Source organism: Aliterella sp. E5.1, from assembly GCF_057473825.1.
On sequence record NZ_JBYCCV010000119.1, the window covers coordinates 1 to 10,204 of the forward strand.

Here is a 10,204-nt window from a genome sequence, read left to right on the forward strand (position 1 = left end):
TCTCCTTGAGGGCTTGCTGTAGATGAACGACTTGTTCCGACCTTAAAAAATTCTTGGCTGCTGGTGGCATAGTTACTTTGAATCAGCTTTACCTTTTTATTATGCAACTTTGATGCCGATTAGCTTAAGGGCTGCCGTTGGATTTATAACACTTACCAAGCATGGCAACAACAATTTCCCTTCTTGAGCTTGAGCGCTATTCGTAAAGCGATCACTAGGTTAGAAGGATTAAAATTGCTCAAGACTGAGCGGTTTGACAAACAAAGCTGGAATCAGACCAAGTGGTACAGCATTAATTACCAACGGCTGGAAGTATTGATTTCTAGCATTTGTTCAGAACAGCCACATCGAGTTGTTCAAATTGAGCAACTTAATCCGTCTACTTTGGGCAGTTCATTTCCAGAGATTACAGCATTTACTACTTCTGAAAATACCTCCCCCCTTACCCCCCAAAGCGAGGAGAGGGAAAAAGAAAAGTCAGATAAGGCAGTAGTACCTAGATCCTGCACTTCGCCTGTAGCCGAAGACGAATTAGTAAGTGATGAGCAGATAGATTTAGGTCGAGATCTACCTTCCGCCCCTGCAAGTCGCATCGAAAACGATTTTGATGGGTTGCCCTGCTCAAACACTCCTACCGTAAAAGCTGACTTGTCTGCTTCTACCCAAACTAACCCCGTCAATCAGCGCGTCAAACACCAAGATGATAGCAACGGGAGACTTCGCATTACTGCACCAAGTAACCAGCCAGTAATTGAATCGTCTGCTCGTACTGGACTACTTACACGCCTATCGGTGCTGACTACCGAACCCGTAGATAACCTGCGCCTCAATACTGCCCTTGCTTCTGCCCTTGACCGTTATCCAGACAGAGCGACTGATGCTTTGGACTATTTTCAGCAAGCTCTGGCTACTTGGAAAAATAAACCGGGGATTGGCTTGTTTATCCACGCCGTCAAAACTGGGCAAAAGCCCTCTTTGACCAAACCTGGTAGCGGATGGAAGGAATGGGCGGATGAAGCAATCAAGCGGCGATTAATGCAATACTCGCATTCTCAGGACGGCGATATCATGGTGCATTTTATTGGCGGTGGTCAGGCATTGTGGAGTCAACTGCGCTCTTTGTCTTGGTCTGAGGTTGGGCTTATTGCTAATGGAGGGCAGACGCTATGAGCGATAGCGCAGAGCGCAGGCACAGAAGCAATCGCACTCACCTACTTAGAAAGCGCATAACTCAGCTAGAAACTGAAGTCCGAGCGCTCAGGAAACAAGCCCAAGCCCAGCGTCAGAGACTTGCTGACAAATATGGGCAAGAATTTCTTGCACTGATTGATGGTAGTCCTAATGCTAGGGTGACTGTTACCGATATAGTGCAAAAGCTTGTATTTCAGGATGAAGAAGGGAATGTCATTTCTGAAACTGCTGGTTCTTTAGGGGGCAAGATTATTGAGGTGAGGTTCACTTCATTCGTAATCTTTACAGCGCAATGTGAGTAGAGAGTGAATGCTACCCTCTACTCATCCTCTCGATGCTTATGACGGAAAGCAGTCTGTTCCAGGTTCGGTGCGAGTGATAGGATAAGCCACACCAGTAGAAGACCAGTCAGGCTTGTTACCCACAACCCACAACCCGTCACCAATCCCAAAGTAGCAGTCGTCCAAATGGCGGCAGCGGAGGTCAATCCTTGAATTTTGGGTTGAGTCGTTCCCTGAACAGATTGGTGCAAGATTTCGCCTGCCCCTAAAAACCCGATTCCCGTCGCTACACCTTGAACAACTCGGCTGATCGCATCCGGTGATGGCGAAGGACTAATTTGCATCGGAATCAATACCATTAGTGCGGCTCCTAGAGCAACGAGCATATGGGTTCGTAGTCCCGCAGGTTTACCGCGTGATTGGCGATCCCACCCGATGACTCCACCGATGAATACTGCTAAAACAAGTCTAAATATTGGGCTATCTGGGTCAATCAAGCGATACACTACACTACTCATCCAAGAATTAAAACTGCTCTGGTAAGGTCTAAAATGTTAACAACGATAGAACATTTTGATTAAATTTCCTTTTCAAGACGAACGGGAATGAGGCGTTCTAGATGCTTCACGATCGTCAAAATCATCAGCACTAGAACTGCGCCCATTAAGCTTAGAACCCATAAACCACATCCTGCACAAGCTCCTAACGCCGCCGAAACCCAAATCTCTGATGCAGAGGTGAGTCCTTTGACCCTAGCTCGTTGAGCCTCCTGATCAGACTGACGCAGAATCATTCCTGTACCCAAAAAACCGACCCCCGTAGAAATTCCCTGGATCACATAGCTAATCGCTCCTTCAGGTGGACTCGCGTTCAGTTGAACCGGAATGAGTACCAGTAACGCGGTGGTCACTGTAACTAACATATGGATTCGTAGCCCTGCTGCTTTTCCTGCCACCTGACGTGTCCAGCCAATCAAGCCACCGATTAGTAGCGCGCCACTAAGCCTGAGTGCTACGCCTGACCACTCATTGGGGTGAAGAAGAATAGGAGTTGCCATTACTTTAATCAAACCATAGCATTACGCTAGACTACCATAAGCGATTAGATGAGTTGAAACCATTAGATTGTTTTACATCCCTAAACAAGCAAGTAGAGAACAAGAGTGAATAACGCTCTTTAATCACTCTCATGAGCCGCTTTGAGCTTAAATATCCAGAATCCACAATGTATTCAACGTCCTACGGCATCTAAAGTTCAGTTACTGTCGCATTCAACGACATTACTAACATTACAGTTAATAGTATTCAACGCCTCAACAATCTCACAAATACCCTTCAATTTGCATTATCTATTATTGCCGGGTTAACATAACGCAATTAACTACTCTAAAGAAGTTCAATTAAAGCATCCAAGTGAAATTCTCCAGAGAAATCAGGACTCTTTTAACGGAGTATAGTGGGCAACCACTCTACTTAAGTACACTTCTGAAGCATTCAGGAGAGTACAGCTTTGGGGTGATGATAACCCTTTTAACCTTGCCCTTCTTGTTGCCAGTTCCGTTAGTTGGAATCTCTACTCTCCTGAATTTGGCATCTTTTCTCCTAGGAATGCAGCTAGGGTTAGGTTTTCACCGACCTTGGCTTCCCAGGTGGCTAACCCGTTTACATCTCTCATCAGCAGTATCCGCAGGGCTTCTCAAAAATTTTGATTGTTTGCTGCATCCTTTGGAGAGACTGGTTCGACCACGGTTAGAGGTTTTTGTCCGCAATAGTCTTTCGTGGCGGTTAATTGGGTTCTGTGTTGCCTGGTGTGCTGCTTTGAGCGCTTTACCTTTACCGATTCCTTTTACAAATAAAATTCCAGCCTTGGCGATGCTTTTTCTAGCTATAGGAATGGTTGAGTTGGATGGAATGCTTATTTGTTTCGGCTATGCAACAGTTGTCTTAACGACAGTGTTGTTTGCTGCACTTAGCAGTATAATCTGGGAAATGCTGGGAAGCTGGACTAAACTTTTAACTGACTACGTTAACTTTCTCTAGTCCCATCAGTTAAAGGAAAAATTTAGAAAACAAAACATTTTAAACTAAAGTAGCTACAAGCTATTTAAGAGAGTTAAATTAACTTCATGAATAAAGGTGAATTGGTGGACGTAATTGTAAGTAAGGTTGAGCTTACCAATTACAACTGCAAAGTGTTTGTGACCGATATAGTGCAAAAGCTTGTGTTTCAAGATGAGGAGGGGAATATCATTTCCCAAACCGATAGTTCTTTTGTAGGCAAACTCATTGAGGTCAGGTTGAATTCACTACGTTAAGAGAATTGCTAAACAAACTTCCCTGCACAATCTGAACTCCTGCCACAGGAGTTTTCTATCCTCACCAAGTTTTCGCCACACAACCAGTATTCTAGTAAGAATAAGAAGTCAATCGAAACCAGCGATTCATGCCGTACTACTCTCAAAGAGATCGTATTCCCACTGTATTAGATGCACTTAACCAGCAAACGGTTGAGCAGTTGAAGGCGTTGGGAAGTTTGCTGGCTGCGGGCAGTATTCCTTCGCGCAAAGCCGAACTGGTAAGTTATGTTCGGCAACGAATGCAAGGTGAATCGCTGCAACGCCTTTGGGAACAGTGCGATCATACCCAGCAAGCAGTAATTTCAGAAGTGGTGCATTCAGCAGATGATCGGTATCAGCAAGCACGATTTGTTAGCAAGTACGGTAAAGAACCCCTTTGGAGTACGGGTGAATCCTATTCTTACAACTATAAGCCTTCCATTTTGGGCTTATTTTTTTACAGTTTCACAATGCCTCAAGATTTGAAGGCACAACTGAAGGCGTTTGTGTCACCCCCTGAGCCAACACGCATTGCGAGTGTCGAAAGTCTGCCAGAAACCCTCTCCCGCACTGAGAAAGAGTACGGCTACAGCAACCGCAAACGCGAATCCCGCCCCGTTGAACTGCCGCTACATATACGTGAAACAGAGTCATTAGCACGGCGGGATCTACAAACTATCCTGCGCCTGGTAGATTTAGGTAAAGTTACCATTAGTGACAAGACGTTTCATCCCACTGGAGCCACCCTGAGCGAGATCGCCCAAGTCTTAGAGTCAGGAGATTATTACAGCGACTGGACGGCAACCCAATCACCGGGAGGCTGGCAGTATAATTACGAGATCGGATTTATCAAACCCTTTGCCTGGGTCATGCTGTTACAGGCAGGCAAATTGGTGGCACTGAGTGCCAAACGTCTGAACTTGACCAAAGCAGGACAAAAAGCGTTGAATGAGCCAGTAGAAAAGACGCTACAAACGCTCTGGAAAAGCTGGTTAAAAAATACTTTACTCGACGAACTACGACGAGTTGACAGTATCAAAGGACAAACAGGCAAAGGTAAACGGAGTTTAACGGCGGTTGCCGGACGACGCAGTAAAATTGTCGGAGCTCTCAAAGATTGTCCGGTTGGTCGCTGGATTGAGTTGACTGATTTGTTTCGCTACATAATTGCTGCGGGCTATGAGTTTGAGGTCAGCCGTAATCCTGAGAGCCTGATGCTGGCGGGGTACGGGTCCCTATATGATGATTCTAGTTTCTTAATTTTAGAAGCACGATATATCCTCTGTTTTCTATTTGAATATGTCTCCACTCTAGGATTAGTAGATGTGGCATACATTCATCCTGATGATGGCGTATTCAACTTTCAAAAAGACGTAAATATGAATTACTACTATGGTGGGTGTTTGAGTCGCTATGATGGTTTAACGTATTTTCGGTTGACTCCGTTGGGCGCGTATTTCTTGGGCTTGAGCGATTGTTATACCCCTACAGCCTCACCGCCAAAGCAAGTTCTACGAATTTTGCCTAACCTGGAAGTGGTGGCAGTGCAACAACCCAGTCGCGCCGATCGCCTCCTGCTTGATAATTTTATGCAACCCATTTCTGATGCGGTGTGGCGGCTAGACCAAGGAAAATTACTAGATGCGATCGCTCAGGGACGGAGTGTAGATGAACTGCAAAAATTCCTGAGTGTCAATAGCAGCGAAGCCCTACCACAACCTGTAGCACAATTTCTTGCCGACATAAAAACACGCACCACCAGTTTGCAAAACTTGGGTTCAGCCCGATTAATTCGCTGTACAGACACTGCACTTGCCACCTTGATTGCAAATGATTCTCGCACCAAAGCCTATTGCTTCCTAGCTGACGTGCCAAAAGCGATTGCTGTCGGACAAGCCTGCTACCTGGTCGTGCCAGGGGCAACGGAAGCCAAATTTTATAATGCTTTGAAGAAATTGGGCTACAGCCTTCCTGTTTGAGTTAAGCCATCATGTCCTACGTTTTTGAAAATGCTCTGATTATCCAAAGCGATCGCTCGGTTCTTCTAGAAGTCCATTCGCCGTGTGCGGATGCTGCCCGTAATGCGGTTGCTCCTTTTGCCGAACTAATTAAAAGTCCAGAACACATTCACACCTACCAGATTTCACCGTTAAGCGTCTGGAACGCACGAGCGGCAGGAATGCCCGTTTCTGAGATGATTGCAGCCCTGCGATCACACGCCAAGTATCCGATGCCGGAGGCAGTAGCGCAAGAAATTGAATCATTGGGTAGCCGCTATGGGCTGACCGTGATTGAGCGAGGTGATGGGCATTTGCTGCTAAAGGTGGCTGATTTACCTTTAGCAGAGTTGCTCAGTCGCAATCAAGCAGTCGCAAAGTTGCTGGGCGCTCGCTCCTCAGATTTAGTCTTTCAAGTCAATGCTGCCAATCGTGGGGTGCTGAAACAGGCGTTGCTGGCAGCAGGCTATCCTGCGGAAGATTTAGCAGGATATGTGGAAGGTGAGGCTCTAGCTATTGAGTTACGAGCAATCAGCCAAGCTGGCTCTTCTTTTAACCTTCGTCACTATCAAACAGAAGCCGTCGCAGCATTCTATCAGGCAGGACGCGCTCAAGGCGGTAGCGGTGTGATTGTGCTGCCCTGTGGAGCCGGAAAAACGATGGTGGGCTTGGCAGCCATGACTGCTGTGCAGTCAAATACCCTTGTTCTCACCAGTAGTTTAACTTCGGTGCGGCAATGGCGACGGGAATTACTCGATAAAACAACTTTACCGGAGAACGAGATTGCCGAATACAGTGGAGAATCGAAACAAACAGCACCCGTGACACTGGCAACTTACCAAATTATCAGCTACCGTTCTAGTAGAGACGGTGAGTTTCCCCATTTCAAACTGTTTAGCGCTCGCTCATGGGGCTTGATTATCTACGACGAAGTTCATCTGTTGCCCGCCCCCATTTTTCGGATTACCGCCGAACTGCAAGCCCGTCGTCGCTTGGGCTTAACCGCCACGCTGATTCGAGAAGATGGCAAGGAAGGCGATGTCTTCGCACTGATTGGTCCCAAACGCTACGATGTTCCTTGGCGCGAACTAGAAGTACAGGGCTTTATTGCCGCCGCCGAATGCAGAGAAATTCGCGTACCGCAAGCTCCTGAGCGCCAGATGGAATATGCTCTAGCAGACAAACGTCGTCAGTTTCGTATTGCTGCTGAAAATCCGCGCAAGTATGAGGTCGTACAATCGCTGCTACAAAAAGAAGCGGGACATCGCATCCTGATCATCGGCGAATATCTAGATCAACTCAAGCAGATTGCGGAAAGGACAGGATTACCTGTTGTGACCGGAAAAACGCCACAGCTAGAGCGCGATCGCCTGTATGAACAATTCCGTTTTGGAGCCATCACTGGATTAATCTTGTCACGAGTCGGTAATTTTGCTTTGGATCTGCCCGATGCAGATGTCCTAATTCAAGTGTCGGGTAAATACGGCTCTCGTCAGGAAGAGGCACAACGGTTAGGGCGAGTTCTCCGTCCCAAAATCGATGGTCACAGCGCCCACTTTTACACCTTAGTGTCGCTTCGCACCTGTGAGGAAGATTTTGCCCGCCATCGCCAAGTCTTTCTGGCAGAGCAAGGCTACAGCTACCAGATTGAAATTATCAATGATGCTGTATCATAAGCTTTTTCAAATCTTAGTTTGTTTTTAACTTGCCCACAGTAATAAATGAGGGATTAGCCTTAGCTTTGATGGCAGTAATTGAAGCCAGAGGACAACGAGGAAATTACCCTGTTGAAGTTTTAAGTTTAATCAAGTGTGGCTACTTTTTGCCGATATAATGCAGAAGCTTGTTTCCCAGGATGAGAAGGGCAATGTTATTTCCCAAACCGATGGTTCTTTTGTAGGCAAGATTATTGAGGTTAGATTTAAGTCGCTGCACTAAGAGTTTTCCTTATTCTGGACAAGGATATTCATTTTCAAAGTCTAAGTGAATGTTCTTAAATCTTTTAGTAAGTTCTGCCTGTTTTAAGGGAGAGCAGGTGATTTTATAGTTGTTGCAAGAATAATTTTAGAAAGATGAGGAAGTTTTGAGAGGTCTTTCGGTAAATCAGCAAGATCGTTAAACGCTAAATTAAGCTCTTTAATGCTTCGGATTGAAAATACCACTTGAGGAATAGTTCTGTACCCATTCCTACCAAGATTTAACTTTTCAAGTTTCTTCAGCTTACTCAAACTTTGGGGCAGTAGCTTTCTTCCTCTTGGTTGCTCAAATTCTTCAGAAATATCTTGAGCGCCATAAAGATTTAGTTCCCTTAATTGGGTCAAGTTTCCCATGCTTTCTGGCAATTGAGGATTCATTACGCAGCCGTTCCCCTCATCCATATTCAAAATTTTGAGCCTCTTTAGTTTCCCAATCCCATCTGGAATACGGTCAAGTTTTTCAAGGCAATGTACTTCAAGCTCTTCTAAATTGGAGAATTCCCCTATCTTACTTAGTTTTTCAATGTTTTCGTCAGGCGTGATTCTCAACTTTTTGACAGACTTTGGATTTTCCAATGCCAATGTCCCGATAGCAGAGCCACCAGAGTAAGTCCCTAGGACTAAACAAGTCGATAGAATCTTGAGTAGAGATAGATTCTTAGAAAATGACATAAAATATTTCTTTTGTTACAGACGTTAAGAGTATATTTTCTCTCAAAAAGAGCATCAATTAATTCATAATTACTGTAAATAACTCTTGCTACTTTAACTGCTTTATTAACAATTTATTTTGAAACTGGTAGTCACTTCAAATGAAGAAAGGCACGGTCAAGAATTTCTCTAACAAACTGGTAAACTTCTGGCTCATTTGATGCTCTCGATCCGGCAACATTAAGATTAACTATCCTAAACTCCAAAAGAAATAACTGAAATCGATTAATAGTGTTAACATCAACTAACTTTTTACATATATGTAGGCACGGCTTTTTGTATTTTTTAGCTAATTCAACAGTTAATAAAGTGCCTGCAAAAATTTTTTCAGAAATTGAAAATACAGCCGTTCCATCCGAGTCACGGACATTCCATTGAGTCCGCTCCCAATACTGGGATGATGGAGTTTCAGTTAAATTATAGCGTGAAGCAATAATACCGTCTTCTGCCTTACGTCCTTTGGGACACCAACCTCCATGAGGAATGTGATGAGCTATAGCCCAATCGAGCGCTGCTCGGTCTGCTCCCGTCTGACCACCAGAGACTATTTTTAATCCGCTCTCTGGCAATATTTTTGTGTTCATCCTAACGTTACATCTTCGTAGAGTCCTGCTATTTCCCCCTCAAAGTCAACACTATTCAACCGAAATGATGTACCATCCGGTCGATAAGACTGTAATACCCATAACCCTTGCTCGCCACGCCGAAAACAATCAACTCTTTTGCGCTTGGTACTAATTAGAACGTACTCGCGCAGGCTGATTATTTCTTGGTAATCAGCAAATTTATCGCCCCGGTCAAAAGCTTCGGTAGATTCAGACAAGACCTCAACGATTAAAGTAGGGAAACGCTTATAGGTAGGAGTTTCTTGGTCGTTGAGATCGCAAGTAACCATGATATCAGGATAATAAAACCGATTGAGCGATTCAATCCGAGCTTTCATATCGGAGATGTAAACGCGACAGCCAGAGCCTCGGACATGGCTACGGAGCAAAGTAAATAAGTTTCCTGCAATAGTGACGTGGGCATCGCACTCACCTGCCATAGCCAAAATTTGTCCATCAACATACTCATGCTTGACAATGCTTTGCTCCTCCATCTGGAGGTACTGCGCGGAGGCGAGGTAAGGCTGCCTAGGAGAAGCAATCATAAAACAAAAGCATCGATTGATTATTACTTACTAGGGTACTGCTAAGAAGTGAAATTTAAAATGATGTAATCTTTAGGGAAGTAACTGGAAGTCAATCCCTACATGAGTAAAGTGAGCATCCTCAGTAAGAATTTTTGTAATATTTAATTCTTGCATTACAACCATTGAGGTCAGGTCGGTAAAAGAAATCAGAGGCTTATCGAGAAATCTAGAGCGGAGTTTCTCAGTTTGGGTAAAGCGTTCCTCGTTGATTCGGATTAGATGAAAGTTGCTGGTTGAAAAGGCTGACAGCAGCCTTTTCATAGATTGCTCAGATCGAGGTGCAGGAAGTCGCCGAAAGAATAATGTAAAAGTTTCATCGAGGACATAATCAGTGGTGTAAACTTGTCCGCTTTGGGCGATCACTTGTTGATAAATCTGAGTAGCTTGCCCGTGCTAAGCTAATAAGCACTTAAGCTGCAATATGATGGTTATTCCCTTTATTTTTGATCTTGCGATGCCATTCAATTACTAACTCGCCTTGATTTAACAGCCTATCCAGTAGTAGCTTCAATTCATCTACT

11 protein-coding genes are annotated in these 10,204 nt (G+C 44.7%); 5 read left to right on the plus strand and 6 right to left on the minus strand.

Annotation, left to right across the window (positions count from 1 at the left end; genetic code table 11):
* Nucleotides 1-189: 189 nt before the first annotated feature.
* Nucleotides 190-1,170 (plus strand): hypothetical protein, encoded by a 981-nt coding sequence (locus AC2VE5_RS21875; protein ID WP_486889798.1) that lies wholly within the window; start codon nucleotides 190-192, stop codon nucleotides 1,168-1,170.
* Nucleotides 1,167-1,493: a hypothetical protein gene (locus AC2VE5_RS21880; protein WP_486889799.1), complete on the plus strand. Its 327-nt coding sequence runs from the start codon at nucleotides 1,167-1,169 to the stop codon at nucleotides 1,491-1,493. The genes AC2VE5_RS21875 and AC2VE5_RS21880 overlap by 4 nt, the downstream gene beginning before the upstream one ends.
* Nucleotides 1,494-1,510: 17 nt before the next feature.
* Here the strand turns inward: AC2VE5_RS21880 and AC2VE5_RS21885 are convergent, their stop codons facing one another.
* Nucleotides 1,511-1,990: an MgtC/SapB family protein gene (locus AC2VE5_RS21885; protein ID WP_486889800.1), complete on the minus strand. Its 480-nt coding sequence runs from the start codon at nucleotides 1,988-1,990 to the stop codon at nucleotides 1,511-1,513.
* Between the two features lie 59 nt (nucleotides 1,991-2,049).
* Complete coding sequence (locus AC2VE5_RS21890; RefSeq protein WP_486889801.1) at nucleotides 2,050-2,529, minus strand: MgtC/SapB family protein; 480 nt, start codon at nucleotides 2,527-2,529, stop codon at nucleotides 2,050-2,052.
* A gap of 355 nt (nucleotides 2,530-2,884) precedes the next feature.
* Here AC2VE5_RS21890 and AC2VE5_RS21895 point away from each other — a divergent pair, with 355 nt between their 5' ends.
* The 3 genes from AC2VE5_RS21895 (at nucleotide 2,885) to AC2VE5_RS21905 (ending at nucleotide 7,480) form a co-directional block, all read left to right on the plus strand.
* Nucleotides 2,885-3,511, plus strand: coding sequence for an exopolysaccharide biosynthesis protein (locus AC2VE5_RS21895; protein WP_486889802.1), 627 nt, complete (start codon nucleotides 2,885-2,887; stop codon nucleotides 3,509-3,511).
* Nucleotides 3,512-3,914: 403 nt separating this feature from the next.
* The gene (locus AC2VE5_RS21900; protein ID WP_486889803.1) at nucleotides 3,915-5,786 is read left to right on the plus strand and encodes a hypothetical protein; all 1,872 of its coding nucleotides are present in this window, start codon (nucleotides 3,915-3,917) and stop codon (nucleotides 5,784-5,786) included.
* An 11-nt stretch (nucleotides 5,787-5,797) separates the two neighbouring features.
* The gene (locus AC2VE5_RS21905) at nucleotides 5,798-7,480 is read left to right on the plus strand and encodes a DNA repair helicase XPB (RefSeq protein WP_486889804.1); all 1,683 of its coding nucleotides are present in this window, start codon (nucleotides 5,798-5,800) and stop codon (nucleotides 7,478-7,480) included.
* Nucleotides 7,481-7,825: 345 nt separating this feature from the next.
* Here AC2VE5_RS21905 and AC2VE5_RS21910 read toward each other — a convergent pair whose 3' ends face one another.
* From AC2VE5_RS21910 to AC2VE5_RS21925, 4 genes are all read right to left on the minus strand, one after another.
* Nucleotides 7,826-8,452: a leucine-rich repeat domain-containing protein gene (locus AC2VE5_RS21910; protein ID WP_486889805.1), complete on the minus strand. Its 627-nt coding sequence runs from the start codon at nucleotides 8,450-8,452 to the stop codon at nucleotides 7,826-7,828.
* A gap of 131 nt (nucleotides 8,453-8,583) precedes the next feature.
* On the minus strand, nucleotides 8,584-9,075 hold the full coding sequence (locus AC2VE5_RS21915; protein ID WP_486889806.1) for a putative molybdenum carrier protein: 492 nt from the start codon (nucleotides 9,073-9,075) through the stop codon (nucleotides 8,584-8,586).
* Entirely contained in the window at nucleotides 9,072-9,641 is a 570-nt protein-coding gene (locus AC2VE5_RS21920; RefSeq protein WP_486889807.1) for a Uma2 family endonuclease, read from the minus strand. Before AC2VE5_RS21920 ends, AC2VE5_RS21915 begins: the two co-directional genes overlap by 4 nt.
* Before the next feature lie 72 nt (nucleotides 9,642-9,713).
* A complete protein-coding gene (locus tag AC2VE5_RS21925) occupies nucleotides 9,714-10,046 on the minus strand; it encodes a type II toxin-antitoxin system VapC family toxin (protein WP_486889808.1) in 333 nt (110 codons plus the stop codon).
* Nucleotides 10,047-10,204: the final 158 nt, after the last annotated feature.